At 72.6% G+C, this 25,973-nt stretch carries 17 protein-coding genes; 7 read left to right on the top strand and 10 right to left on the bottom strand.

What is annotated here, in order from left to right:
• Positions 1-49: 49 nt before the first annotated feature.
• Complete coding sequence (locus ACTFAP_RS25520) at positions 50-2,485, bottom strand: glycosyltransferase (protein ID WP_500467523.1); 2,436 nt, start codon at positions 2,483-2,485, stop codon at positions 50-52.
• Between the two features lie 338 nt (positions 2,486-2,823).
• On the opposite strand from ACTFAP_RS25520, the gene ACTFAP_RS25515 reads away from it, so the two are divergent.
• Positions 2,824-4,221 carry a flavin monoamine oxidase family protein gene (locus tag ACTFAP_RS25515; RefSeq protein WP_500467522.1) on the top strand — a complete coding sequence of 466 codons (1,398 nt, stop codon included), beginning with the start codon at positions 2,824-2,826 and terminating at the stop codon, positions 4,219-4,221.
• 284 nt (positions 4,222-4,505) lie between these two features.
• Positions 4,506-5,150 carry a hypothetical protein gene (locus ACTFAP_RS25510; protein WP_500467521.1) on the top strand — a complete coding sequence of 215 codons (645 nt, stop codon included), beginning with the start codon at positions 4,506-4,508 and terminating at the stop codon, positions 5,148-5,150.
• Positions 5,151-5,256: 106 nt separating this feature from the next.
• Here ACTFAP_RS25510 and ACTFAP_RS25505 read toward each other — a convergent pair whose 3' ends face one another.
• The 5 genes from ACTFAP_RS25505 to ACTFAP_RS25485 all read right to left on the bottom strand — a co-directional run bounded on the left by ACTFAP_RS25505 (position 5,257) and on the right by ACTFAP_RS25485 (position 12,819).
• Positions 5,257-7,290, bottom strand: coding sequence for a glycoside hydrolase (locus ACTFAP_RS25505; RefSeq protein WP_500467520.1), 2,034 nt, complete (start codon positions 7,288-7,290; stop codon positions 5,257-5,259).
• A 65-nt stretch (positions 7,291-7,355) separates the two neighbouring features.
• Positions 7,356-9,386 carry a beta-galactosidase gene (locus tag ACTFAP_RS25500; RefSeq protein ID WP_500467519.1) on the bottom strand — a complete coding sequence of 677 codons (2,031 nt, stop codon included), beginning with the start codon at positions 9,384-9,386 and terminating at the stop codon, positions 7,356-7,358.
• A gap of 125 nt (positions 9,387-9,511) precedes the next feature.
• Positions 9,512-10,873, bottom strand: a complete 1,362-nt coding sequence (locus tag ACTFAP_RS25495) for an ABC transporter substrate-binding protein (RefSeq protein WP_400008541.1) — start codon at positions 10,871-10,873, stop codon at positions 9,512-9,514.
• 84 nt (positions 10,874-10,957) lie between these two features.
• The gene (locus ACTFAP_RS25490) at positions 10,958-11,869 is read right to left on the bottom strand and encodes a carbohydrate ABC transporter permease (RefSeq protein ID WP_030731125.1); all 912 of its coding nucleotides are present in this window, start codon (positions 11,867-11,869) and stop codon (positions 10,958-10,960) included.
• Positions 11,870-11,877: 8 nt separating this feature from the next.
• Positions 11,878-12,819 carry a carbohydrate ABC transporter permease gene (locus tag ACTFAP_RS25485; RefSeq protein ID WP_030731123.1) on the bottom strand — a complete coding sequence of 314 codons (942 nt, stop codon included), beginning with the start codon at positions 12,817-12,819 and terminating at the stop codon, positions 11,878-11,880.
• A 283-nt stretch (positions 12,820-13,102) separates the two neighbouring features.
• Between ACTFAP_RS25485 and ACTFAP_RS25480 the strand changes: the two genes are divergently transcribed.
• From ACTFAP_RS25480 to ACTFAP_RS25470, 3 genes are all read left to right on the top strand, one after another.
• A complete protein-coding gene (locus ACTFAP_RS25480) occupies positions 13,103-14,095 on the top strand; it encodes a LacI family DNA-binding transcriptional regulator (protein ID WP_500469569.1) in 993 nt (330 codons plus the stop codon).
• Between the two features lie 279 nt (positions 14,096-14,374).
• Positions 14,375-15,442 (top strand): ribosome small subunit-dependent GTPase A, encoded by a 1,068-nt coding sequence (rsgA, locus tag ACTFAP_RS25475; RefSeq protein WP_495682492.1) that lies wholly within the window; start codon positions 14,375-14,377, stop codon positions 15,440-15,442.
• Complete coding sequence (locus tag ACTFAP_RS25470) at positions 15,439-16,728, top strand: GNAT family N-acetyltransferase (RefSeq protein WP_500467518.1); 1,290 nt, start codon at positions 15,439-15,441, stop codon at positions 16,726-16,728. The genes rsgA and ACTFAP_RS25470 overlap by 4 nt, the downstream gene beginning before the upstream one ends.
• Positions 16,729-16,792: 64 nt before the next feature.
• Here the strand turns inward: ACTFAP_RS25470 and ACTFAP_RS25465 are convergent, their stop codons facing one another.
• Positions 16,793-17,392 (bottom strand): HhH-GPD-type base excision DNA repair protein, encoded by a 600-nt coding sequence (locus ACTFAP_RS25465; protein ID WP_453853262.1) that lies wholly within the window; start codon positions 17,390-17,392, stop codon positions 16,793-16,795.
• A 129-nt stretch (positions 17,393-17,521) separates the two neighbouring features.
• Here ACTFAP_RS25465 and ACTFAP_RS25460 point away from each other — a divergent pair, with 129 nt between their 5' ends.
• On the top strand, positions 17,522-18,250 hold the full coding sequence (locus ACTFAP_RS25460; RefSeq protein WP_495682490.1) for an NAD(P)H-dependent oxidoreductase: 729 nt from the start codon (positions 17,522-17,524) through the stop codon (positions 18,248-18,250).
• 74 nt (positions 18,251-18,324) lie between these two features.
• Here ACTFAP_RS25460 and ACTFAP_RS25455 read toward each other — a convergent pair whose 3' ends face one another.
• Entirely contained in the window at positions 18,325-19,584 is a 1,260-nt protein-coding gene (locus ACTFAP_RS25455) for a right-handed parallel beta-helix repeat-containing protein (RefSeq protein WP_500467517.1), read from the bottom strand.
• A 114-nt stretch (positions 19,585-19,698) separates the two neighbouring features.
• On the opposite strand from ACTFAP_RS25455, the gene ACTFAP_RS25450 reads away from it, so the two are divergent.
• On the top strand, positions 19,699-20,976 hold the full coding sequence (locus ACTFAP_RS25450) for an FAD-binding protein (RefSeq protein WP_500467516.1): 1,278 nt from the start codon (positions 19,699-19,701) through the stop codon (positions 20,974-20,976).
• Here the strand turns inward: ACTFAP_RS25450 and ACTFAP_RS25445 are convergent.
• Positions 20,877-22,397, bottom strand: coding sequence for a DNA polymerase Y family protein (locus ACTFAP_RS25445; RefSeq protein ID WP_500467515.1), 1,521 nt, complete (start codon positions 22,395-22,397; stop codon positions 20,877-20,879). The two genes, ACTFAP_RS25450 and ACTFAP_RS25445, sit on opposite strands and share 100 nt — an antisense overlap.
• The gene (locus ACTFAP_RS25440; protein WP_500467514.1) at positions 22,394-25,864 is read right to left on the bottom strand and encodes a DNA polymerase III subunit alpha; all 3,471 of its coding nucleotides are present in this window, start codon (positions 25,862-25,864) and stop codon (positions 22,394-22,396) included. Before ACTFAP_RS25440 ends, ACTFAP_RS25445 begins: the two co-directional genes overlap by 4 nt.
• Between the last annotated feature and the right edge of the window lie 109 nt (positions 25,865-25,973).

The following is a 25,973-nucleotide window of genomic DNA, read 5'->3' as shown; positions in this document are numbered from 1 at the left end:
GCCCGGCAGTACCGCCACCGGGCCCCGGCGCCCTCCCGCCGGCCCGCGCTCAGCGCGCCGTGTGCGGGCGCGAGGCGAACAGCTGCCCGCCGGTGGCCAGTTCCAGCCGGGCAGTGACCGCCGGACGGCGGAAAGGACCGCCGCCGGCCGGGATCCGCACGGTGAACGCCGGCCACTGGTCCGCGTTCCGCTCCGGGCCGACCGCCCGGGGCGCCGGGTCCCCGGGGCGCGGCGGTGCCAGTTCGACGGGCATCGTGCGCGGCGGGCCGTCCCCGACCGTGACCCGCAGCCGCAGCTCGTCGGGGCGTACCCCGTAGACCCCGACCCGCCCGCGGACCACGAACTCCCGGCGGGACTCCGGGTCCCGGGCGCCCTCGGCCAGCAACAGCTGGCTCTCCGGGGTGAAGTAGATCCCGCCGGAGTCGATGGCGAGATGGCCGCTCTTGGTCATGTACGGGGTGACCAGCCGCAGCTGCCCGTCCCCGTCGCTCAGGGGCCGTACCCGCCACAGCTGTTCGGTGGTCAGCCCGGTGACGGCCCGCAGCCGGGTCTCCCGGGTGATGCCGGGGGCGGTCAGCCGCAGATGCAGGTCCCACACGCCGGGCGGCAGCGGGCTGCCGCCGTCGGCGGTCAGCGGGTCCACCTCCGCCGTGAAGCCGGCCTCGGCGGGGACGCCATGCGCGGGCGCGGCGTCCAGATCGGTCCGCGGTACGTGGGCCCGCCGGGTGGGCACCAGCACGTGCAGCTTGGACTGGCGTGAGCGCAGGATGAGCTGCGGCTCCGCGTCCTCGCCCGGCACGCTGTCGATCCAGCCGGCTCCGGTCCAGCGCAGGGCCTCCCCGTCCCAGCGCTGGTCCGTGATCATGCCCTGCGCGGCGAGGCCGCGCACGCCGCCGCCGATGTCGAGGGCGAACTTGCCGCCCTTGGTGCGGTACGGGACGACGGAGTCGCCCCCGGCGGCGCGGAGGCGGCCGGCGGGCATCGCCCACCGGCCGGGGTGGCCGGCCGGTGCGCCGAGCCGTACCTCGCGGCGGATGCCCTGGATGTCGACGACGGCCCACAGGTCCCACACGCCGTGCTCGGGCGGTCTACCGTCGGCCGCCGTCCCCGGGTCGAGTGCGGCCTCCCAGCCGGCGAGCCCGAAGTCGTAGCGGCCCTGCTTGCCGTGCTCCTCGGTGAGCTGCGGGGTGGCGGTGTGCCGGGTGGGGAGGTCGTACGCGCGCCGGCCGTCGCGGCTGCGCAGCTGGAGCCGGGTGCGGACGTCGCGGGTGGAGACGGCGTCGATGCGGGCGTGACCGCTGACCGTCAGGGTGTCGCCGTCCCAGCGCGCGCCGGTGACGGCGTGCCGGGCCTTGAGGCGGTGGGTCATCTCGAACAGTTCGTCGGGGAGACCGGCGGCCGGGTCGCGGAAGAAGGGGTAGGGGCGGAAGACCCGGCCGTCCTCGACGATCTCGGGGTCCTGGCTGTGCTCCTCGAACCGGGCGAGGACTTCGAGCTGCGCGTAGCGGCCTTCGAGGAAGCAGTACAGCCGCAGCCAGGTGAGGGCGGGGAGATGCGGGATCATCTCCGGTTCCCAGTAGGTGTCGCACACCTCGCGCACGTAGCGGTAGGTGTCGTCGCGGAAGGCACCGGCGAATTTCTCCGAGGCCGCTACGGGCAGCAGGACCTTGCCCATGATCTGCCGGAAGTGCCGGGCGAGCAGCTGGCGGCGGTTGTCCGTGTCGGTGACGCGCTCGGCGATCAGGTCCATCACCCGCTTGACGGGCTCCACCGATTGCCAGGCGCTTCTGTCGCGCAGGGTCAGATGCTGGCCGTCCTCGCGGCGCCGCGCGTAGTAGCAGTCGTAGTCGCCGACCACGGATATGACGTGGGCGGCGAGCATGGCCTCGGTGCAGAACATCTGGTCCTCGCCCAGCCACAGGTCGACCGGGAAGCGGATTCCGTGATCGTTGAGGAGGCTGCGCCGGAAGAGTTTCTGCGGGTTGAGGGAGCGGTAGACGTTGGACGTGTAGAGGTCGGCGCGGGCGGCGTGTTTGAAGGCGAGGACGGACACCTCGCGCCCGCCCAGGCCGGCCATCCGGCCGAGCACCACATCGCTGCTGTTCTCCTCGGCCATGCCCACCATGCGTTCCAGTGCCTCGTCACCGAGCACGTCGTCGGCGTCGGCGATGAAGACGTAGCGGCCCCGGGCCTCGTCGATGGCGAGGTTGCGCGGACCGCTGGGGCCGCCGGAGTTCTCCTGGTGGATGACACGCAGGCAGGGAAGGCGGCTGGTCCAGCGGTCGAGTTCGGCGCCGCTGTCGTCGGTGGAGCCGTCGTCGACGGCGATGATCTCCATCCGGTGCGCGCCGATGGTCTGCCGTTCCAGGGATTCCAGCGCCTCGGTGAGATACGGCATGCCGTTGTAGACGGCCATCACCACCGTCACCACGGGTGAGGTCGACGGTTTTTCCGCATCGGTCTTCTTCTGTATCGCGTGGAGCATCGCGGCTTCCTCCCGACCGGGAAGTCGTGGGTGAACAACTGACCCGGGCTGGAGGAGAGATGGGGTGTTCGCGGGTGCACGGCCGAAGCCGGACCACGGCCCCGGTCCCCGGCTCCGGCCTGGGGCGGGCGGCGGGCTTCGCCGCTGTTCGGTGGGGCCGGCGGGCCATGCGTTCCTGGAACAAACATTAACAGATAGTCAGCATACTGCGTATCTTTAGTGCCTTCTCCGTGCTCACCTCGTGCACGTCACGTGTGCATCAGGGCACGACGCGGGTACCAACGGTCCCTCATGTGGCTGCCCTTGACAGCCTGGCCCGGTGGCGGGATAGACACCGCATGAAGCGGGAAGAGCGAGGGACCACGGACACCGACGTGGCCGTCATCGGGGCCGGCCTCGCCGGTCTGGTGGCCGCCACCGAACTGACGGCGGCCGGCCACGCGGTCGTGGTCGCCGAGGCCAGGCCCCGGGTCGGCGGCCGGCTCGCCGGACTGCGTCTTGGCGGGGTGAACGTCGAACTGGGCGGCACCTTCATCGGCCCCTCCCAACAGCGGGTGACCGCCCTCGCCCGGCGACTGGGCGTCAGCACCACGCCCACGTACGACAGCGGCCGTCATGTGCTGCTGCGGCGCGGGCACCTGCGCTCCTACACCGGCACCATCCCCCGGCTGCCGCCCCTCGCGCTGCTCGATCTCGACCGGTTCATGCGGCACTTCGAGCGGCTGGCGCGCACCGTGCCGCCCGGCGAGCCGTGGCGCGCGCCGCGCGCGGACCGGCTGGACGCGCACACCCTCGGCTCCTGGCTGCGGGCCGTGCGCGCGAGCGCGACCACCCGCGCGATGCTCGCCCTGGTGGCCCGTACCACCTGGGGCTGCGAGCCGGGCGAGGTCTCCCTGCTGCACGCCCTGCACTACGTGCGCGGCTGCGGCGGCCTGCGGCCGATGCTGGATGTGGCCGGCGGCGCCCAGCAAGAACACTTCACCACCGGCGCGCACACCCTCGCCGAGCGGCTGGCGGACACCCTGGGCGACCGGCTGCTGCTGGACGCGCCGGTCACCGAAGTGGCCTGGGAGAGAAGCGGGGACGGCGCGGTGCTGCGCCTGGCGGACGGCCGTGGCACGCTCCGCGCCCGCCGGGTGATCGTCGCCGTCCCGCCGGCCCTGCGGCACGCCATCACCTTCACCCCCCGGTTGCCGTCGCCGTACGCGCAACTCGCCCAGCGCTGGCCGCAGGGCGTGCTCGGCAAGGCGTACGCGGTGTACGAGAGGCCGTTCTGGCGGGACGCCGGCCGCTCCGGGCAGGCACTGTCGGACACCGGCCCGGTGTTCATCACCTTCGACGTGAGCCCCGCGCCGCAGGGGCCCGGGGTGCTGCTCGGCTTCATCGGCGGCGACTACGCCCGGGCCTTCGACGCACTGCCCGCCGCAGACCGGCGGCGAGCCGCCCTGGCCTCCTTCGGCGCGCTGTTCGGTCCACGCGCCGCCCGGCCGCTCGCGTACGCCGATCACTCCTGGGGCGGTGAGCGGTTCAGTGGCGGCGGACCCACCGCCGCCGTACCGCCCGGCGCCTGGAGCGCGTACGGGCCGTGGCTGGCCCGCCCGGTGGGCCCCCTGCACTGGGCCGGTACGGAGACGGCGGATCGCTGGTCGGGTTTCATGGAGGGCGCGGTCCGCTCGGGCGAACGCGCGGCGGCCGAGGTACGGCGGGAACGGACGGAGCCGGCGCGGACACCGTGATCCGGCCCCCATCGGCTCCGTCTTCCCCCCTCACCCTCCCCGGTCGGTCCTCAGCTCACTTCTTCCGGTGCTTCCCGGTCGGCGGCGGAGGAGGTATCTGCTCCCCCTGGGTCCCGTTCGCCGGCTTCCCCGTGCCGAGCTCTGGCTCTGGCTTCGCATGCTTTCCCATGTATTGCCCCCAGTTTGTACGCGTTGCCACCACCATGGTGACGCCCCGCCACACTCTGCGGAAGGCGGCGCTCCCCAGCGCATTACCGGACGTACGCGCCCCATAGGGTGATGCCATGACGAGCGTATCCCCCACCTCACCCGTCACGGCCGACGACCTGGAACTGACCGTCCGGCTCGCGATCCGCACCCTCGGCGAGGCGCCGGACGACGCGTGGGGGCGCCCGGCGGGAGATCTGGACTGGGACTGCTGGGAGACCGCCGAGCATCTCGCCGACGACTTCTTCGCCTACGCCGTCCAACTCGGCCCGGCCGCCCCGCCACAGCACCACTACGTGCCCTTCGCCGCCCGGCAGACCCGCCCCGGCGCCCCCCACCAGAGCATCTACGCCGACCGCGCGGCCGGGCCCGCCGGGCTGCTCCAGGTCCTGGAGGCGTCCGGAGCGCTGCTGGTCGCCATGGTGCGCACCGCCGACCCGGGGCTGCGCGCGTACCACCCGATGGGCGTGGCCGACCCGGAGGGCTGGGCCGCGATGGGCCTCGTGGAGGCGCTGGCGCACACCCACGATCTCGCCACGGGGCTCGGCCTGGACTGGCAGCCGCCGGCCGGGGTCTGCGCGCGCACGCTGCACCGGCTGTTCCCCGACGCGCCGCGCGACACCGACCCCTGGCCGACCCTGCTGTGGGCCACCGGCCGCGGCACCCTGCCCGGCCGCCCCCGCCGCACCGAATGGCGCTGGCACGCGGCACCGGCCGACTGAGCACACGCCGGCGGAAGCGCCGCCCGGGCGCGCCCCGAACCGGCGCCGCCGTGGCGCCACAAGGTCGTGGCGCCACGGCGGGGGTTCTCTGACCGCGTGCGGTCGGTCAGCGCTTGAGGTCGGTGATCGTCCAGCGCTGGTTGGCACCCGAGTTGGGTGTCCACACCGTGACCGGCGCGCCCTCGTGGGTGGCCTGGCCGCCCACCTCCAGCAGCCGGCCGGTGGCCGCGTTCACCAGGGTGTACGTGCCGTCGCCGGTCGTCGACAGGATCCAGCGGGCCGCCTCGTCGGGGCGGCCCCGGTCCTTCTCCAGCACCGCGGCCCCGTCGCGTACCGCCAGCCTCTGGTTGCCCGAGCGGGTGCCGAGCGTGTACTGCTGCCGGTTGTCGTGGCCCTTGGTGTACGGGCTCAGGGTCCAGATCTGGTCCCGGTCACCGGCCACGGCCGTGCTGATCACGGCCCCGGTGCCGTCGTCCGCCACGGTCAGCGCCCGGCCACTCTGCACCCCGGTGAGCTGGTACGTGTGGCCCGGCTGGACCAGCGCGGCGTCCTTGGCGACGCCCGAGACCCCGTCGATCAGGAAGGTGGTCACCGACTCGGCGGGCACGGTCAACACGGCGCGGCCGTCCCGTACCCGTACCGCGTCCCCGGTCACCAGTGCGCCGTCCGCGCTGGTCACCACCGGGGTGACGGTGGCGTCGCGGGTGGTCTTCTTGAACTTCGACAGGTCCAGGGTGACGGTGCGCTCCTGCGCGCTCTGGTTGGTGTGCACCACGGTGGCGGCGTCGCCGTCGCCGGAGAGCGCCGCGACGCTCCCCGTGTCGGAGGTCCCGATCAGGCGGTCGCCGGGCTTGATGTAGTGCGTGAAGTTCCGGGCGGTGTTGAACTTCTGGTTGGTGTAGATCGGGCAGCTCTCCAGCGTGTCGCCCGCCGCGCAGTCGAACGGCAGCTGGATGCTGCCCCAGTTGCCGCCGAGCTCGGACTCACCGCCCGGCTTCATGTTGTCGTAGTCCTCCACCGGCTGCCAGAACACCCAGGCGGTGGGCTCCAGTTCCCGCAGGTCGCTGGTGATCCGCTCGGCCAGGCCGAGACCCGGGGCCATCGACTCGAAGTCCTGGCCGTTGCCCCAGTCGCCCTCGACCTCGCTCATCCACAGCGGCTTGTCCTCGCCCTTGGCGATGTCCCGCACCGTGGTACGGCCGCCCGTGCCGTAGGTGTGCACGTTCAGCTGCTCGACCAGCGCGCGCACCTCGGCCGGGTAGCTCTCCCAGTTGCGGGCGAACGTGGTCGGGTTGGTCTCGTCCATGGCGGAGATCACCGCGTCGGTGCCGGTGCCCTGCTGAGCGAGCCGGGTGGCCAGTGCCCGGATGACGTCCTGCTGTGCCTGGGGCCCGATGTGGGCGCCTTCCTGGCGTCCGCCGACCGGCTCGCCGTCGGGGCCGAGCCGGGTGCTCCAGTAGTTGGTGTTGGGCTCGTTGAACGGGTCGATGGTGGCGAACTCGATGCCGTGCGCGGCCTCCAGGCGGTCCACCGCCCCCACCAGGTAGGCGGCGAAGTCGTCCACCCGGTCGGGGCGCAGCTGTTCGTCGGTGGCGTTGAAGCCGCCCGACACGTAGCCGCTGACGGTCTGGAACCAGGGCGGGGAGTTGCTGAACGCCTCCCAGTGGTCGATGTCGTCCTTGATGCGCTCCACCCACCAGCGCTGGGTGGCGTCCGCGTCCTCGTTCCAGTGGTCGGGGTTGTCGGCCTGCCACCAGTCGGTGTCCTCGCGGGTGGTGCCCTCCGGTGCCTGCCACCAGCCCTCGACGGCGCCGCCGGCCCGCAGGTAGTCTGTGACGTCGGGGGCGTTGCCGCCGCCGATGTTGTAGCGGGCGATGTTGAGCGCCAGCCCTTCGTCGCCGAACAGCAGCTCGGCGAGGCGCTCGCGGATCTCGTCGGGGTAGTCACCCGTGGCGTTGGCGAACCACACCAGGCTGGTGCCCCAGCCCTCGAACTCCTGTCCCTGGTAGGAGGGATCGGGGGTGATGGTGTAGTCGGCGGCGGTCGCGGTGGCCGGGCCCGCGGCGACCAGCGTGCCGGTGGCCAGACTCACCACACCCAGTGCGGCGGCCAGCTTCCTCGTGCGGAGTGGGCTGTTCATTCCGGTGTGAACCTCTTCTCTGCTCGCTTCGTCGCGATGGGGAAAAGCGGAACTGCGGTGATGGTTCAGGGAAGGTCGCGGCGCAGGACGGCGACGCCGCGGGCGGGCAGCGGGGCGGTCTCCCCGGTGAGGAGTTCGCCCTCGATGCCGCTGAGGTCGACCGGCTCCTCGGTGCGGTTGATCAGGAACCAGTACGCGTGCCCCTCGTGGGCCCGTACGGTCAGTTCGACCTTGCCGCGGGCCGGCGCGGGCAGTTCGCCCTCGATGCCGGCGGCCTCCAGCAGCCGGGCCAGCACGCCGGGCAGCTGCTCGTGGCCGAGCCGGGTGGAGACGTACGCGGCCGAGCCGTTGCCGGTGGCCGGGGTGCGGCGGGTGAGGGCGGGGCGGCCGGCCAGCTCGCCGGAGCGGTAGGAGGCCAGGACCTCCACGGATGCCTCGTCGGTGATCTCGACGCGGTCGCTCCACAGGGTGCCGGTGGTGCCGTCGTCCAGCGCGACGCTCTCGCCGGGCAGCAGCGGTGCGAACTCCTCGATGCGGATGCCGAGCAGGTCGCGCAGCGGCCCCGGGTAGCCGCCCAGGTGGGCGTGGTCGTTCTCGTCGACGATGCCGGAGAAGTAGGTGGTGACCAGGTGCCCGCCGCCCGCGACGTAGTCGGTCAGCTCCTTGGCGAGCGGGGCCGGTACGACGTGCAGCACGGGCGCCACGACCAGGTCGTACCCGGCCAGTGCGGTGCCGGTGGGCACCACGTCGGCGCGTACGCCCAGCGCCAGGAACGCCGAGTACCAGTCGAGGGCCTCGGCCCGGTAGCGCAGCAGCTCGCTGGGGTGCGAGTCCTGCTCGCTGGCCCACCACGACTCCCAGTCGAAGAGAATCGCGGCGCGGGCGGGGGCGCGGTCGGCGCCGGCCAGCGGGGCGAGGTCCTTCAGGCGCTGCCCGAGGGTGGTGACGGAGCGGAAGACCTCGCTGTCGCGTCCGGCGTGCGGGACCATGCCGGAGTGGTACTTCTCGGCGCCGGCGGCGGACTGCCGCCACTGGAAGTAGCACACGGCGTCGGCGCCGTGGGCAACGTGCAGCAGCGCGTCGCGGGCCAGTTCGCCGGCGCCCTTGGCGCGGTTGACGGGCTGCCAGTTGACGGCGCTGGTGGAGTGTTCCATCAGGAACCAGGGCCGGCCGCCGGCGATGTTGCCGGTGAGGTTGGCGGAGAAGGACAGTTCGTCCTGGGCCTGCGGGGAGGGCAGGATGTAGTGGTCGTTGGAGACGAAGTCGACCTCGGCGGCCCAGTCCGCGTAGTTCATGCCCTTGGTCTCGCCCATGACCATGAAGTTGGTGGTGATGGGGATGTCCGGGGTGATGCCGCGCAGCAGTTCGCGTTCGGCGCGCAGGTAGTCCTTGAGCGCGTCGGAGGAGAAGCGCTTGAAGTCCAGTTGTTGGGTGGGGTTGGGATGCGAGGCGGCGAGCCGGGGCGGCAGGATCTGCTCCCAGTCGCTGTAGCGCTGGGACCAGAAGGCGGTTCCCCAGGCGTGGTTGAGGGCGTCCAGGCTCTGGTAACGGCCGCGCAGCCAGGCGCGGAAGGCGCGGGCGGCGTCGTCGGAGTAGTCGTAGAGGTTGTGGCAGCCCAGTTCGTTGGAGATGTGCCAGGCGACGAGGGCGGGGTGGTCGGCGTACCGCTTGGCCATGGCGTCCACCAGGCGCAGCGCGTGCTCGCGGAAGACGGGCGAGGTGGGGCGCCAGTGCTGGCGGGCGCCGGGTGACAGCGTCTCGCCGGTGCGGGTGACGGGGAGGATCTCGGGGTGCTTGGCGGTGAGCCACGGCGGCGGGGAGGCGGTGGCGGTGGCCAGGTCGACGGTGATGCCGCCGGCGTGCAGCAGGTCCATGATCTCGTCGAGCCAGCCGAAGTCCCAGCTGTCCTCGGTGGGCTGGATGCGGGCCCAGGAGAAGATCGCCAGGGAGACGACGTTGACGCCGGCCTCGCGCATCAGCGCGATGTCCTCGTCCCAGACCTCACGGGGCCACTGGTCGGGGTTGTAGTCGGCGCCGTAGCCGATGCCGGGCAGGCGCGGCCAGCGGTGGGCGGCGGGTGCGGGGGCGCGGGTCATCGTGCTCCTTGGTACGCGGTGATGCGGTGGGACGAGGCAGGGGCCGGTACGGGCGCGGGCGGGCGGTGCGGCCCGCGCCCGTAAGCGGCTGGGGTGGTGTCGGCGCTGGTGTCGGCGGGCGGTGGTCAGTCGTTGACCGAGAAGCCCTGCTCCTTGCCGTAGGCGATGGAGGCGTCCTGCCATGCCTTGAGGCCGTCGGCGAGGGTGGTGCCGGAGATGTACGCCTGGCCGGCGGTGTCGTTGAAGATGGAGTTGGCGTAGACCTGGTACGGCAGGTACGACCAGCCGGTGCCGACGTTGGCGGCGGACTCGGCGAAGATCTCATTGGCCTTCTGGCCGCCGAAGTAGGGGAATTCGGTGTTGAGGAATTCCTCGGAGTTGAGGTCGGCGGTGGTCGCGGGGAAGGCGCCGGCGTCGGTGCGGACCTTCACGCCGTCACCGACGTTGAGGTACTCGACGAAGGCGTAGGCGAGCGCCTGATTCTTGCCGGCGCTGGGGATGGCCATGGAGCTGCCGCCGTTCTCGGCGCTCGCGTTGGCACCCTCCTCCCACTGCGGGAGCGGGGCGGCGCGCCAGTCGCCGGCGGCGTTGGGCACACCGGACTCGAAGTTGGGCGGCATCCAGGCGCCGGTGGCGAGGGTGGCGAGGCTGCCGTCGCCCAGGCCCTGGTACCACTCGTCGGTCCAGCTGGTGATGGGGGCCAGCAGGTCCTCGTCCAGCAGCTGCTGCCACAGGTCGGTGTAGGCGGTGGTGCCCGCGTCGGAGAAGTCGATGGTGACGTCGGTGCCGTCGACGGTGTAGGGGCGCCCGCCGGCCTGCCAGATCATGCTGGTGGCGGCGCCGCCCTCACCGGTGTCGTTGGTGATGTAGATGTCCGGGTCGGCCTCGTGCAGGGCGCGGGCGGCCTCCAGGTACCCCTCCCACGTGGTGGGGACCTCGATGCCGTGCTCGTCGAAGACGGTCTTGTTGTAGAACAGCGCCATCGGGCCGGAGTCGGTGGGCAGCGCGTAGATGCCGTCGCCGGACTGCACGGCGCTCCAGGGGCCGGGCGAGAAGGTGCCGTCCAGCTGGTCGGCGCCGAGCGAGCCGAGTTCGGTCAGCGCCCCGGAGAGGGTGAACTGGCCGAGCGCGTAGTACTCGATCTGGGCCACGTCGGGGACACCGGAGCCGGCCGATATGGCGTTCTGGAGGGCCGTGTACTGGTCCTTGTTGGTGCCGGCGTTGACGACGTTCACCTTGACGTTGGGGTGTTCGTCCATGAAGGCCTGGGCGGCGGCGGGCAGGGTGGCCTCCCAGGACCACACGGTGAGGGAGCCGCCCTCTTCCAGGGCCGCCTCGACATCGGCCGGGGTGAGGCCGGAGGACGCGCCGCCCCCGCCGCCCGCTCCGTCGCCGTCGTCGGAGGAGCCGCAGGCGGTGACGCCCAGGGCCAGGGCGCCGACCACAGCGGTGGTCCGCACCAGACGGCGCACAGTGGTGTTGCTCATGGTGTCCATCTCACTTCTTTGTCAGATTTCACAGAACGGGGGGACGAGGGGGTCGTGCGGGAAGGCAGCGGGTGCCGGGCGCCGTTACTCCTTGACGCTTCCGGCGGACAGGCCCGACTGCCAGTAGCGCTGGAGCAGCAGGAAGGCGATGACCAGCGGGATGATCGTCAGCAGGGAGCCGGTGATCACCAGGTTGAAGATGGCCTCGCCGCCGGCGGTGGCGGCCTGGTCCTTCCAGGAGTTGAGGCCGACGGTCAGCGGGTACCAGTCCGGGTCCTTGATCATGATCAGCGGCAGGAAGTAGTTGTTCCAGGTCGCGACCATGGTGAACAGCAGGACGGTGACGATGCCGGGCGCCAGCAGCGGCAGGCTGACCCGGAAGAAGGTGCCGATCTCGCTGGACCCGTCGATGCGGGCGGCCTCCAGCAGTTCGGTGGGGATCGCCTCGGAGGCGAAGACCCACATCAGGTAGAGGCCGAACGGCGAGATGAGCGAGGGGATGATGACGGCCCAGGGGGTGTTGGTGAGCCCCATCTGGCTGAACATCAGGAAGGTGGGGATCGCCAGCGCGGTGCCGGGGACGGCGACCGCCCCGATGATGACGGCGAACACCCCGCGCTTGCCCGGGAAGGTGAACTTGGCGAGCGCGTAACCGCCGAGCACGGCCAGCAGGGTGGCGCCGCCGGCCCCCGCCACCACGTACAGCAGGGTGTTGAGCAGCCAGCGCACGAAGGCGCCGTCGTTGTAGCTGAGGGTCTTGCCGATGTTGTCCCACAGCGCGAAGTCGCCGCTGAACCACAGGCCGAAGGAGTCGAACAGGGACCCCTGGGTCTTGGTGGCGTTGATGAACAGCCACACCAGGGGGACCAGGGTGTACACCAGGACCAGGCCGGTGAGCAGGGTCAGGGTGAGGCTGCGGCGCGGCCGGTTGACGCTGTGGGGCGGGCGCGGGCGGCGCGGGGTGCGCAGCCGTACGGCGGAAGCCGGGGTTCCCATCGGGTGGCTCACGCTTCCTTTCGCATGCCGCGCAGCTGCACGGCGTAGGCGATGATCATGGTGAAGACGCCCATGATGATCGCGACCGTGGCGGCGTAGTTGTGCTGCTGGCCGGAGAAGGACAGCGAGTAGGTGTAGAGGTTGGGCGTGAAGTACGTGGTGATCGCGTTGGGGGCCAGCTTCTGGAGGATGGACGGCTCGTTGAACAGCTGGAAGGAGCCGATGATCGAGAAGATGGTGGCGATGACCAGCGCGCCGCGGATGGCGGGGAGTTTGATGGCGGTGATGACCCTCAGCTGGCCGGCGCCGTCGATCTCGGCGGCCTCGTAGAGGGAGTGCGGGATGACCCGCAGCGCCGAGTAGAAGATCAGCATGTTGTAGCCGATGAACTCCCAGGTGACGATGTTGCCGATGGCGGCGAGGATCAGCTCCGGGGAGAGCGGGTCGGGTATCGAGACCCCAAACGCGTCGTTGATGTTGCCGATCAGTCCGAAGCGGGAGCCGTACATGAAGCTCCACATGATGGTGGCGACGACGGCGGGCACCGCGTACGGCAGGAAGATCGATATCCGGAAGAAGTTGGTGCCGTACAGCCGGCCGCTGTCCAGGGCGAGGGCCACCAGCAGCGCCAGGAAGAGCATGATCGGCACCTGGACGGCCAGGAAGAGGCTGACCCGGCCGAGCGCGGACCAGAACTGCGGGTCCTCGAAGGCCCGCTGGTAGTTCTCGAAGCCCACGAAGGTGGTGCCGCCGACCAGTTGGTCGCGGAAGAGACTGAGGTAGATCGAGTAACCGATGGGTGCCAGGAACACCAGGGCGAAGACGGCCATGAACGGCCCGATGAAGCCCCAGCCGGTCCAGGAGCGCCGGTCGCGCTGCCGCCGGGGCGAACGGGCCGGGCTGGAGCTTCCCGCTCGTCCCGCTCCCCGGGGCGGTGACAACGTTGTCATGGCCGAATCCTTGTTCCGTCGTGCGGAATGTTTACGTAAACATGTTGGATTATGTTTACGTAAACATCAATGGCTGGATGCTTACACTGCTCCCTGATCGCCGTCAAGAGTTGATGTATGACGTCACAGCCGCGTAGGCAGTGCAGCAGCGCGGACGAGGCACGAGGGGAACGTGATCGCTCAGGTGGCCAAGGATCAGCCAGAGCCGGCGACGGAGCTGGCCGCCGCACCGGCGCCCGGGGCAGCCGCCGTACCGGCACCGCGGCGTACCCAGCGGGTGTCGATGGCCCATGTCGCCCGGCTCGCCGGGGTCTCCTCGCAGACCGTCTCCCGGGTCTCCAACGGCCACCCGGGCGTGGGCGAGGAGACCAGGTCGCAGGTGCTCACCGCCATGAAGCAGCTCGGCTACCGCCCCAACAGCGCGGCCCGCGCCCTCAAGCGCGGGGAGTTCCGGACCATCGGCGTCATCCTGTTCACCCTCGCCACCACCGGCAACGTCCGCACCCTGGAGGCGATCGCCGCCTCGGCCGCGAGCGAGGGGTACGCGATCACGCTGATCCCGGTCAGCGCCCCGACCCAGGACGGGGTGCGCGGCGCCTTCACCCGGCTCGGCGAACTCGCCGTCGACGCCGCCATCGTGATCATGGAAGTCAGCCTGACCGATGTCGAGGTCCTGCCGCTGCCCCCGCACGTCCAGGTCGTGGTCGCCGACTCCAACGCCGGCGACCGTTACAGCGTCGTGGACACCGACCAGGCCGGCGGCACCCGTGAAGCCGTCCGGCACCTGCTGGACCTCGGCCACCGCACCGTGTGGCACATCTCCGGGCCGCCCGAGTCCTTCGCCGCCCAGCGGCGGGTGCGCGCCTGGCGCACCACCCTGGAGGAGGCCGGCCGCGAGGTGCCCCCGATGGCGGCCGGCGACTGGAGCGCCGAGTCCGGATACCGTGCCGGACTGCTGCTGGCCCGCAACCCCGAGTGCACCGCCGTCTTCGCCGCCAACGACCAGATGGCGCTCGGCCTGCTGCGCGCCCTGCACGAGGCGGGCAGGTCCGTGCCGGGCGATGTGAGCGTCGTCGGCTTCGACGACATACCCGAGGCCGGGTCCTTCCCGCCCCCGCTGACCACCGTCCACCAGGACTTCGCCGAGGTGGGGCGGCGGTGCGTGGCCGGGGTGCTGCGCAAGATGCGCGAGGAGCACGCGCCCGAGCGCGGCACGACGCTGGTGCCCACGCACATGGTGATCCGGGAGAGCACCGCCCCGCCGCCGCGCGGCTGAGCCGCGACGGGAGCGAACGGGGGAACGCGGGGCCGTGGCACCGGGCAGCCCGAACCCGCTGGCGGCGCCGGGCCGCCCGGTGCTAAAGTGGCTGGGCCGCGACATGTGGGTCGCGCACCGGATGAGCTGAGGGAGGTGAGGTTGATGGCTGCGAACGAGACCGTTGCCGTGCGCAACGCCCGGACCATGACCACCCTCACATCCCGGGCCCCGGTCTGATTCCACGATTCTCCGCGTTTTCACACCACAGGGGCCCCTTGTCCGCAAGGGTTACCACCGTTGTCTGACGTTTTTCCCGACGTGCTCTCCGGCTATGGCTGGAACGCGTCACTCGAAGAGGATTTCACCCCCTACCGCACCGAAGGTCTGACCCCGGCCCGTATCGTCCGCGTGGACCGCGGCCGCTGCGAGGTCATCACCGGCGAAGGAGCGCTGCACGCCGACTCCCGGGCCGTCACCGCCCCCTGTACGGGCGACTGGGCGGCGCTGCGCGGCGACCGCATCGAGGCGCTGCTGCCGCGCCGTACCGCCATCGTCCGCGCCGAGGCCGCACGGACCTCACGCGGCCAGGTGCTGGCCGCCAATGTCGACACCATCGTCATCACCGTGCCGCTGGCCGACGCCATCTCCTCCGACCGGCTGGAACGGCTGCTCGCCGTGGCCTGGGAGAGCGGCGCCCGGCCGGTGATCGCCCTCACCAAGGCCGATCTCAGCCCGGACCCGGAGGCCGACCGGGCGGAGGCGGAATCGCTGGCACCGGGCGTGGAGGTGCTCCTCGTCGCCGCGCCCACCGGCGAGGGCATGGACGCGCTGCGCGCCGCGCTCGGCGGCACCGTCGCCCTGCTGGGCACCTCGGGTGCCGGCAAGTCCACCCTGGGCAACGCGCTGCTGGGCTCGGCGGTGCTGCGTACCGGAACGGTGAGCACCGCGCAGCACGGCAAGGGCCGGCACACCACCGTCAGCCGCGAGCTGGTGCCGCTGCCCGGGCCGGGCGGCGGGACGCTCATCGACACCCCGGGGCTGCGCGGCGTGGGCCTGCACGAGGCCGGCGCCGGGCTCCAGCAGGCGTTCGCGGAGATCGAGGAACTGGCACGTGCGTGCCGGTTCACCGACTGCGCGCACGACCGCGAGCCCGGGTGCGCCATCCAGCGGGCCATCGAGGACGGCGAACTGCCCGAGCGAAGGCTGGCCAGCTACCGCAAACTGGAACGCGAGGGCCGCCGTGCGGCGGCCCGGCACGACGACCGGCTGCGCGCGGTGCTGCACAAGGAGACCATCAACCGGCAGAAGGACATCAGCCGCCATCTGCGCGCGGTCTACGGCCGGGACGGAGGGCGGCAGAAGTGAGCGAGGACCTGAACACCACCGTGCGGGAGGCGTTCTTCGCCCTGCACCACGGTCTGCCCCGGCAGGGCCCCGGCTCCGACGCCACCACCCGCCGGCTGCTCGAACTGGCCGGGCCGCTCCCGGAACAGCCCCGGACGCTCGATCTGGGCTGCGGCCCGGGGCGTTCGGCGCTGCTGCTGGCGGCGGAGGCCGGGGCGCGGGTGACCGCCGTCGATCTCCATCAGCCGTTCCTGGACGAGCTGACGGAGCGGGCAGCCGCGCGCGGGCTCGGCGGCCTGATCCGCACCGAACGCCGCTCCATGTCGGAACTCCCCCACCCGGACGGCTCCTTCGACCTGATCTGGGCCGAGGGCTCGGTGTACAACCTCGGGTTCGAGGTGGCGCTGCGCGACTGGCGACGGCTGCTGGCCCCCGGCGGAGTACTGGTGGTCACCGAGTGCGAGTGGGCCACGGGCACCCCTGGACCACAGGCCACGGCCTTCTGGGCGCAGGCGGCCCCGCTGCGTACCGGGGACGAGAACACGGCCGCCGCCGAGGCCGCCGGCTACCGGGTGCTGGGTACCTACGAACTCCCTGACAGCGACTGGTTCGAGGAGTACTACGACCCGCTCGCCCGGCGTGCCGACGCCGCCGATCCGGCGCTGCCCGGCATGGCGGAGGCCCTCGCCGGTACCCGGGCCGAAATCACACTGCGCCGCGAGCACGGCGCCGACTACCGCTACCGGGGCTACGTCCTGACCCCGGCCGCCCCCGAGGAGAAGACCATGTGGACCACCCGAGCCGAACACCCCGGGGATGCCGGTACGGCGGACCGTGCGGCGATCCGCGACGTGCTGCTGGGGGCGTTTCCGACACCGCTGGAGGCGGACCTGGTGGAGGCACTGCGAGCGGACGAGACCGTGTGGCTGCCGGAACTCTCGGTGGTGGCGCAGGCGCCGGACGGCACGATCGCCGGCTATGCGCTGGTCACCCGTGGCTGGGTGGACGGTGAGCCGGTGCTCACGCTCGCCCCGTGTGCCGTACGGCCGGAGTTCCAGCGGCAGGGCGCGGGAGCGGCGGCGATCCGGGCGGTGCTGGCGGCGGCCGGCGCCCGGGACGGGGAGAACCTGGTGACGGTGCTCGGACACCCCGAGTACTACCCGAGGTTCGGCTTCACCCCGGCCTCGGAGTTCGGTATCCGGGTCGGTTTCGAGGTGCCGGACGAGGCCATCATGGCGCTCGCCCTGGACCCGGAGCGGCCGGTGCCGGCCGGAACGATCCGCTATCCGGAGGCATTCGGCGTGTGAGGTGCGCGGCCCGTTCCCTCCCGTGCGTACGCGCGGGGCGGAACGGGCCGCCGTGCCCCCGCCACTACTTCTTGGCCGCCGCCCGGGCGGCCTTGGCGGCCTGCTTCATCTCCTGCTTGTGGGAACGGACCTTGTCCAGGGACTCGGGCCCGGTGATGTCGGCGACCGAACGGTAGGCGCCGTCCGCCCCGTAGTCCCCGGCCGCCTCCCGCCAGCCCTGCGGCCGTACCCCGAACTGCTTGCCGAGCAGCGCCAGGAAGATCTGGGACTTCTGCTTGCCGAAACCGGGCAGTTCGGTGAGCCGCTTGAGCAGTTCCGCGCCGGTGGCCGCGTCCCGCCACACGCCCTCGGCGTCCCCGTCGTACCGCTGCACCAGGAACCGGCACAGCTGCTGGACGCGCCCGGCCATCGAACCCGGGTAGCGGTGCACCGCGGGCTTGGTGGAGAGCAGCGCGGCGAACTCCTCCGGGTCGTACGCGGCGATCTCCCGCGCGTCCAGATCGTCCCCGCCCATGCGGGTGGCGATCGTGTAGGGGCCGGCGAAGGCCCACTCCATCGGGACCTGCTGGTCCAGGAGCATCCCCACCAGGGCGGCGAGCGGGCTGCGGCCCAGCAGCGCGTCGGCCGCCGGCTCCTGTGCGAGACGGATCGTGACGTCGCTCATGGGGGGCACTCTACGGCGCGGCCCGCTCCCCGCCCGGTACATCCGCCGCGTCACCACCCGTCGCGTACGGGTGAATCGCGGGCCGGGGGCCGGTATGCCGCCCGGCCCGTACGCCCGTTCTCCCGTCCCATGGAGGGCGTGAGCGATGAGACCCCTCTGCGATATGACAACCTGCGCGCGCTGTATCTGAACTGCACGCTCAAACGGTCGCCCGAGACGAGCAACACCGGCGGGCTGATCGACATCAGCCGGGCCGTCCTGGACTCCCAGGGGGTGCGGACCGAGGTGGTGCGGGCGATCGACCACGAGATCGCCACCGGGGTGTGGCCGGACATGACCGAACAGGGCTGGGAGCGGGACGCCTGGCCCGCGCTGTACGAGAAGGTGCTGGCCGCCGACATCCTGGTGCTGGCCGGGCCGATCTGGCTCGGCGACAACAGTTCGGTGATGAAGCAGGTGATCGAGCGGCTGTACTCCTGCTCGGCGCTGCTGAACGACCGGGGCCAGTACGCCTATTACGGGCGGGTCGGCGGCGCGCTGATCACCGGCAACGAGGACGGCGTGAAGCACTGCGCCATGAACATCCTCTACAGCCTTCAGCACCTGGGGTACACGATCCCGCCGCAGGCGGACGCCGGGTGGGTCGGGGAGGCGGGGCCCGGACCCTCGTACCTGGACCCGGGCTCCGGCGGGCCGGAGAACGACTTCACCAACCGCAACACCTCGTTCATGGCGTGGAATCTGATGCATCTGGCCGCGCTGCTCAAGCGCGCGGGCGGGGTCCCGGCGCGGGGCAACATGCGCGCCGAGTGGGAGGCGGGCTGCCGCCCGGGGGCGGCCTCCCCCGAACACCGCTGAGCGGGCCGGGGCGGTGGCCTCTCCCCCGACGGGCCCGGTGAGGGGCACGGAGGAAAGGCCACCGCGGCCCGGGGTCAGAACCGGGCGCCGATCTCCTGTCCGTCGCGCGGTACCAGGAAGTCGGTGGCGGGGATCGAGCCGTCCGCCGCCCTGGGACCGGTCACCAGGGCGGTGTCGGTGGACAGGACCGAACCGGTGCCCCAGTCGCCGCCGATGTTCCAGGAGTTGCCGATGGCGGTGGAGTTGCCGAGGTTGACCGCGCGGGCATCCGCGATGGACAGGTTCGCGGTCAGGGTGGAGCCGGAGCGGTTGACCTGGTAGCCGGTGTCGCCGTTGCGGAACGTGGTGGTGCGGGAGATCGTCAGCGCCCCCGGGTTGCCGTTGTCGGTGATGCCGTCCTCCGCGTTGTCGAAGGCGATGGAGTGGGTGAGGGTGTGCGCGGCGGCCGGGCCCGGGCTGCCGCCGCCCATCTTGAAGCCGTTGCCGTCGCCCTCGAAGTCGGGGAAGTCCCAGTGGTTGAAGCCGTTGCCCCAGGCGAGGGAGTTCTCGATGGTGATCGCCGACTCGAACAGCCAGGCGTCGAACCCGTCGTCCGCGTTGCGCCACAGCCGGGCCCCGACCACCCGGTTGCCCTCGCCGCGGCCCTCCTTGATGCCCAGGCCGTCGGCGCTCTCCCCGTTCTTGCGCGGATCGTGGTTGTCGTAACTGTCGAGGTTCTCGATCAGGTTGCGGCTGGAGTCGCCCTGGAGCTGGAAGCCGGTCTCGTAGTTGTCGCGGGTGGTCAGGTTCGTGAACGCGTTGTCGTTGCAGCCGTCGCAGTAGACGCCGTACGGGCCCTTGGTGAGTTCGAGGCCGTGGATGCGCCACCACGACGCCTCCTGGTGGATGGCGCCGCGCTGCGGGCGCGGGATGCTGCCGCCGATCGGGGTGTGGCTGGCGGGCAGCAGATCGCCGTCGATGATCACCCGCTCGTCCTGGTACGGGCCCAGGGTGATGGGGGCGGCGGAGGTGCCGGAGGTGAGGATCTGGATGTTGGTGGTCAGGGCGTACGTTCCGCCGCGCACCGCGATGACGTCGCCCGGCTGGGCGCGGCCCACGGCGGCCTGAAGGGTACGGAGCGGGGCGGCGACCGTACCGGCCGCCGCGTCGTCGCCGTCGGTGGCGACGACGATGGTCGGGTCGGCGAGCGCGGCCCGGGCGGCGGCCGGCGCGGGGGCGGAGGTGGCGCCGGGTGCGGTGGCCGGGGCCGGGTCGGGGGCGGCGTGCACGGTCTGTGCCGTGACCACCAGGGCCGCCGCACCGAGCAGCGCGCCCACCGTCGTACCGAGCTTCATCTGGTGTCCTTCCGGAGCGGGAGGTTCGCGTGATCACCTCTGTGTCGCCGCCCGCCGGAAGAAGGTTGCCCGGCCACCTGCCCTTTCGTGGTCATTTCGTATTACGGTCAGCGCATGGTGACGATCAACACGCCCACGCGCAACTGGGCAGGCAATGTGACCTTCGGCGCCCGGCGGACCCACCGCCCGGCCACCGTCGGGGAACTGCGGCGCATCGTCGCCGGCTCGCCGCAGCTGCGCGTCCTGGGCAGCGGCCACTCCTTCAACCTCATCGCCGACACTCCCGGCGATCTGGTCCGGGTGGACGGACTGCCGCCCCGCACCGAGATCGACGCCGAACGCCACCGGGTCACCATCAGCGCCGGGATGCGGTACGCGGAGGTCACCGCCGCCCTGCACGCGGCGGGCTTCGCACTCGCCAACCTCGCCTCCCTGCCGCACATCTCGATCGCCGGCTCCTGCACCACCGGCACCCACGGCTCGGGCAACTCCCAGCCGGGCCTGGCCAATGCCGTCACCGCCGTCGAACTGATCGGCCCCGACGGAGAGATCGCCCGCCTGGAACGCGACGCCGACCCCGGCGTCTTCCCCGGCGCGGTCGTCTCGCTCGGCGCGCTGGGCGTGATCACCGCCATGGAACTGGAGATCGAACCCGCCTTCCGCGCCGCCCAGTGGGTCTACGAGAACGTCCCGCTCGATGGCATCGACACGGCACGGTTCGACGAGATCACCGGCGCCGCGTACAGCGTGTCCACCTTCACCCGCTGGGACGACGGACGCGGCACGGTCGTCCTCAAGCGGCGCCTGGACCGCGAGAGCGGCGCCCACCCCGGCGAGGGCTGGCAGGACGGCACCCTGGCCACCGCCCCCTGGCACCCGATCCCCGGCGCCCCGACCGAACACTCCACCCAGCAACTGGGCGTACCCGGCCCGTGGCACGAGCGGCTGCCGCACTTCCGGCCCGACTACTCCCCCAGCCACGGCGAGGAGCTCCAGTCCGAACTCTTCCTGCCGCGCTCCGCCGCGCCCGCCGCGTTCGCCGTCCTGCGGGAGCTGGGCGCGCGGATGGCGCCGGTGCTCCAGGTCTCCGAGGTCCGCACCATCGCCGCCGACGAACTGTGGCTCTCGCCGTCCTCCGGACGCGAGACGGTGGCGTTCCACTTCACCTGGACGCTGGAGGCCGAGCGCGTACTCCCGGTGCTGGGCGAGATGGAGGCCCGGCTGCTCCCGCTGGGCGCCCGCCCGCACTGGGGCAAGCTCACCACGATGCCGCCGGAGACCATCACCGCGAGCTACCCGCGCTTCGCGGACTTCCGGCGGCTGGCGCTCTCCCGGGACCCGGCCGGGGTCTTCCGCAACCCGTTCGTGGCCGCCCTGCTCGGTACGGACTGAGCCGCGCCCGCCGGGCCGACCGCCGCCGCCCCGAACTTCCGCCGCGCCCGGTCGGCCGCCGCCTCGGCCGCCCGGCGGCGTTCGTCGCGCGGATCGAGCGTCAGCTGCTGGTGCGCGCGGTCGGCGTCGGCGAGATCGTCGGCGCGCAGGGAGACCGTACGCACCCGGGCCCGCTGGAGACCCAGCACGTCGTGGAGGGCGTGGGCGGCGGCCGCCAGCACGGGGGTGTGGGCGGTCGGTTCGGGGAGGGTACGGCTGCGGGTGGTCGTGGAACGGTCGGCGTAGCGGACGGTGAGGGTGAGCGTGCGGGCGGTCTGCCCGCTGCCGCGCAGCCGGTAGCCGAGGTCGTCGGCGAGCGCGAGCAGGGCGCCGTGGCGGCGGGCCGGGTCGAGTTCGTCGTGCGGGAAGCGGTGATCGGCGCGCAGTGAACGGGGCGGGGCGGCCGGGGTGACGGAGGTCGGATCGACGCCGCGGGCCAGTTCGCGCAGCCGGCGGGCGGGCGCCGCGCCGAGAATGCGCTGGAGGGTGGCGGCGGGGGCGGCGTTGACCCGGCCGATGGTGTCCAGGCCGTACCCGTCGAGGGCCCGGGCGGTGGCGGCGCCGATGCCGTGCAGGGCGGTGGGCGGCAGCGGATCGAGGAACGCGCCGGCGTCCGTCACCTCATGCACCCCGCGGCCCCCGCCCTGCTGTCCGGCCATCCGGGCGAGCAGCGGGTTGCGGGCGACCCCGATGGTGACGTCGACCCCGTGCAGCGCGAGCGCGCGCACCCGGATCAGCTCGGCCAGCGAGACGGCTTCCCGCCCGAAGTACCGGCGGGCCCCGGAGACATCGACGAGCGCGGCGTCGGGCGGCAGCGCCTGGACGACCGGGCTGATGCCGTGCAGCAGATCGAGCAGCCCCGGGTACGCCTCCTCGGCGGCACCGTGGAAACGGACATACAGCACGGCCCGCTCCCGGGTTCCGGGGCGGTGGCCGGTGCCGGGGGCGCTTCCGCCGGGCGCCAAGGGGACGGAGCCGGGCGCGGTGGCGTCCGGGCTCTCGCCCGCCGGTGGCGTGCCCTGGTCGGCGGAGCCGTCCGCGTCGGTGTCCGGGGGCGCCGGACGGGCGTGCCGGGAGGGTGCGTCCCGCTCCGCCGGGTCCGCTCCGGTGCCCGCGAGGGCCGGGCCGGGCGCCACGGCGGGGGCCGCCGGGGCGCCACCCGTCCCGTCCGGGGCGGGACGGGACGTACGGTCCGGGGCGGGACCGGACGTACGGTCCGGGGCGGACTGTTCGTGCTCGTTGCCGTACTCGTTGCCGTACTCGTGTCCGTGCTCGTGCTCGTTTCCGTGGCCGTGGGGGACGTTGGTGTGGGCGTGGGCATGGGTGGGGCCACGGCCCGCGCGGTGGCCCGGGCGGCGGTGGCGGCGTTCCGTCGTGGTCATCCGGCGCTCCCCGGGCTGGCGTGCCACAGCTTGCGCGGGCCGGCGGCGTCGCCGGCCGGGCGCAGGTCGGCCCACGGGTGCAGCGCGTATCCGTTCTCCAGCTCGATCGTCCGTCCCCCGCCACGGGGAGACCGCTCGCCCTCCCCGTCCCGCTCCGGACGCGGCGCGAGGCGCCCGGCCACCGCCTCGAGCCCTCCGGTGCGGCGCAGTCCGGCCAGTTCGGCGAGGTCCCAGGCGGCTTCGCCGACCACGCTCAGGCTGCGCGGCCCGCGCCGCTGGACCGTCCCGCGCACCAGCAGCAGCCACGAGTGGAAGACCGTGTGCGCGCACGCCTCGTGGCTGTCGTCGAAGAAGGCCAGGTCCACCAGGCCCGTCAGATCGTCCAGCGTGGCGAAGATGACCCGCTTGCCGGACCGGATCGGCGGCGTCTGGGTGGCGGCCTTGGCGCCGGCGACCAGCACCGTGGTGCCGTGTTCGGCGTCGCGCAGCGCGCGGGCCGGTACCACTCCCAGCTCCCGCAGGAAGTCCTGGTGCGCGGTCATCAGGTGTCCCGAGGCGTCCATGCCCAGCACACCGAGTTCGGCCTCCGTGCGTTCCTCCGCGTCCAGGTCGGGCAGGCCGGCCGGGGCGGTGCGCGCCGCGTCCGCCAGCGGCAGTTGCCGCGCGCCGCGCGTCTGGCGGCTCTGCTGCCGGTGGAGTTCGGCGATGTGCAGCAGCAGGTCACGGCGTCCCGCGCCGAAGGCGTCGAGCGCTCCGGTGCGGGCGAGCCGTTCGGCGGTGGGCCGGGCGGGGCGGGCCCGCGCGTACAGGTCGCTGAGTGAGGCGTACGGCCGCCCGGCCGCGATCCGTTCCGCTTCCGCCTCGGTGATCCCCTGCACCTCGCTCAGCGCGAGCCGTACGCCCAACATCCCTGATTCGCACTCCAGTTCGATACGATAGTTCGCGTCCGAGTGGTTCACGTCCAGCGGCAGGATCGGCACCCCGCGCCGCCGCGCGTCCGCCAGCAGCAGCCGCTTCGGGTACATCCCGGGATCGTGTTCCAGCAGCCCCGCGTAGAAAGCCGCCGGATGGTGCGTCTTCAGCCACGCCGACTGGTACGTGGGCACCGCGAAGGCCACCGCGTGCGCCTTGCAGAAGCCGTAGCTGCCGAACGCCTCCACGATCTCCCAGGTACGGGCGATCACCTCGGGCGCGTACCCCCGTTTGCCGGCCTCCTCCGCGAACCACGCCCGCACCCGCCCCTGCCGCCGCGGATCGGACAGCGCGCGCCGCCCCTCGTCCGCCAGTCCGGGATCGCAACCGGTCATCACGCTCAGCACGCCGATGATCTGCTCGTGGAAGACCACCACCCCGTACGTCTCGCGCAGCACCGGCTCCAGGTCGCGGTGCGGGTAGCGGGCCGGCTGCTTCCCGTGCCGCGCGGCGATGAAGGGCCGCACCATGTCGGCGGCGACCGGGCCCGGCCGGAAGAGGGAGATGTCCACCACCAGATCGTGGAAGGTGCGCGGCTGCAGCCGGCCGACGAGATCGCGCTGGCCGGGTGATTCGATCTGGAAGCAGCCGAGCGTCTCGGAGGAGCGGATCAGCTCGTAGGTGGCCGGGTCCGGCGGGCCCTGGGTCACGGCGCCGTCGAGGTCGACGTGCTCACCGGTGGCGCGTTCGATCTCGGTCAGCGCGTACGCCATGGCGGACTGCATCCGCACCCCCAGCACATCGAGCTTGAGCAGCCCCATGTCCTCGACGTCCTCCTTGTCGAACTGCGACATGGCGAAACCCTCGCCGCTGGTGGGGACGACGGGGGTCCGGGCGCGCAGCGAGCGGTCGGAGAGCAGCACGCCGCAGGGGTGCATGGCGACGCCGCGCGGCAGGGCGTCCAGGGACTCCACCAGCTCCCACAGCCGCGGGTCGTGCTCCTCGGCGGCGATGCCGCGCAGCTCCGGCAGTTCGGCGAGGGCGGAACGGGCGTCGCGGGCGCGGATGTGCGGAAACGCCTTGGCGAGGCGGTCGGTCTCGGCCGGGTCGATGCCCAGGGCCAGGCCGACATCGCGGATGGCGTGCCGTACGCGATAGGTCTCGGGCATGGCGACGGTCGCCACCCGCTCCTCGCCGAAGCGCTCGAAGATGGCGCGGTAGGCGTCGAGGCGGCGGGCGGATTCGACGTCGATGTCGATGTCGGGCAGGACGGCGCGGCGGGTGGAGAGGAAGCGCTCCATGAGCAGGCCGTGCTCGACGGGGTCGGCGAGGGAGATGCCCAGGAGGTGGTTGACGAGGGAGCCCGCGCCCGAGCCCCGGGCGGTGACGCGGATACCGAGGTCGCGGACATCGTCGACGACCTGGGCGACAGTGAGGAAGTAGGAGGCGAAACCGAGCCGGCCGATGGTGTCCAGCTCCTGGTCGAGGCGTTCCCAGCGGGTACGGTCCCGGTCGTAGCGGCGGGTGACCATGCCGGCGGCGCAGCGGGAACGCAGCACGCGGTCGGCGGTGCGGGCGTGGGCGCCGACCAGGTGGGGCTCGGGGAAGTGGACGCTGCCGATGCCGAGGTCGTCCTCGGGGTCGACGCGGCACTCGGCGGCGGTGTCGGCGGTCTGCCGGAGGAGGCGGTGGGCGGCGTCGCGGCGCAGGCCGGCGGCCTCGGCGACGCGGAGGGCGGCGTCCGCCATGGCGCCGGGGTCCTTGAGCCAGTGTTCGCCGTTGTCGCGGCCGGCGCCGCGCGGGTCGATGGGAACCAGGCGGCGGGCGGAGTCCAGGACGTCGGCGACCGTGCCCTGGCCGGGGTCGGCGTAGCGGACGGCGTTGGTCAGCACGGGGACGACGCCCTGTTCGAGGGCGAACCCGAGCGTCCTGGCGGCGTCGCGCGTGGTGGCCGAGGCGTCGACTTCGAGCCGGAGTCCGGGCCCGAACCGGTCCCGCCAGGGGGCCAGGAGGCGGGCGGCGCGGTCGGGGCGGCCGGCGGCGAGGGCGCGGGCGACCTCGGAGTCGCCGCCGAGGAGGGCGAGGATCGCGCCGTCGGCCGACGCGTCCGCCGCCGTGGCGGTCAGGTCCTCCCGCAGCAGGAAGGGCCGCTTGCCGTCCCGGGCGTGGGCGGCGGTGACCAGCCGGCACAGCTGGGCCCAGCCGGCGGCACCGTTGCGGGCGAGGAAGAGGGCACGGGGCGCGGATTCGTCGGTGAAGGCACCGCCCCGGACGGGGGTACGGCGGCGGGCGGCGGCCGGCGCGCGGTCCTGCGCGCCGTCCGGGTGCAGGTGAACGGCCAGGTCGACCCCGTACAGCGCCCGCACCCCGGCCCGGCCGCAGGCCTTGGAGAACCGTACGGCGCCGGCCAGGGTGTCCCGGTCGGTGAGGGCGAGGGCGTCCATGCCGCGTTCGGCGGCGCGTTCGGCGAGCCGCTCGGGGTGGGAGGCCCCGTACCGGGCGGAGAACCCGGACACGACGCGCAGCTGTGTGAAGCCGCTGCCGTTCGTCGCCATTCCGCACCTCCTGCCTGCCCGTCCGGTCCACCATAAACCAGACATCGAACAAACGTCCGATTATCGTGAAGCGGCAGCTCACGGGGGCTGCGCGGGAGCGGGCCCGTGT

The organism is Streptomyces sp. PH9007, from assembly GCF_059813725.1.
This window is presented reverse-complemented; position numbering and strand designations above follow the sequence as displayed.

Bases quoted from the DNA above. Each gene is read 5' to 3' on its own strand.
- ACTFAP_RS25480 (WP_500469569.1), top strand. From the start codon at position 13,103: ATGGCCCATGTCGCCCGGCTCGCCGGGGTCTCCTCGCAGACCGTCTCC.
- ACTFAP_RS25450 (WP_500467516.1), top strand. From the start codon at position 19,699: ATGGTGACGATCAACACGCCCACGCGCAACTGGGCAGGCAATGTGACC.
- ACTFAP_RS25465 (WP_453853262.1), bottom strand. From the start codon at position 17,392: ATGAGCGACGTCACGATCCGTCTCGCACAGGAGCCGGCGGCCGACGCG.
- ACTFAP_RS25485 (WP_030731123.1), bottom strand. From the start codon at position 12,819: ATGACAACGTTGTCACCGCCCCGGGGAGCGGGACGAGCGGGAAGCTCC.
- ACTFAP_RS25490 (WP_030731125.1), bottom strand. From the start codon at position 11,869: ATGGGAACCCCGGCTTCCGCCGTACGGCTGCGCACCCCGCGCCGCCCG.
- ACTFAP_RS25500 (WP_500467519.1), bottom strand. From the start codon at position 9,386: ATGACCCGCGCCCCCGCACCCGCCGCCCACCGCTGGCCGCGCCTGCCC.
- ACTFAP_RS25510 (WP_500467521.1), top strand. From the start codon at position 4,506: ATGACGAGCGTATCCCCCACCTCACCCGTCACGGCCGACGACCTGGAA.
- ACTFAP_RS25495 (WP_400008541.1), bottom strand. From the start codon at position 10,873: ATGAGCAACACCACTGTGCGCCGTCTGGTGCGGACCACCGCTGTGGTC.
- ACTFAP_RS25505 (WP_500467520.1), bottom strand. From the start codon at position 7,290: ATGAACAGCCCACTCCGCACGAGGAAGCTGGCCGCCGCACTGGGTGTG.
- ACTFAP_RS25515 (WP_500467522.1), top strand. From the start codon at position 2,824: ATGAAGCGGGAAGAGCGAGGGACCACGGACACCGACGTGGCCGTCATC.
- ACTFAP_RS25440 (WP_500467514.1), bottom strand. From the start codon at position 25,864: ATGGCGACGAACGGCAGCGGCTTCACACAGCTGCGCGTCGTGTCCGGG.
- ACTFAP_RS25445 (WP_500467515.1), bottom strand. From the start codon at position 22,397: ATGACCACGACGGAACGCCGCCACCGCCGCCCGGGCCACCGCGCGGGC.
- ACTFAP_RS25520 (WP_500467523.1), bottom strand. From the start codon at position 2,485: ATGCTCCACGCGATACAGAAGAAGACCGATGCGGAAAAACCGTCGACC.
- ACTFAP_RS25455 (WP_500467517.1), bottom strand. From the start codon at position 19,584: ATGAAGCTCGGTACGACGGTGGGCGCGCTGCTCGGTGCGGCGGCCCTG.
- ACTFAP_RS25460 (WP_495682490.1), top strand. From the start codon at position 17,522: ATGGAGGGCGTGAGCGATGAGACCCCTCTGCGATATGACAACCTGCGC.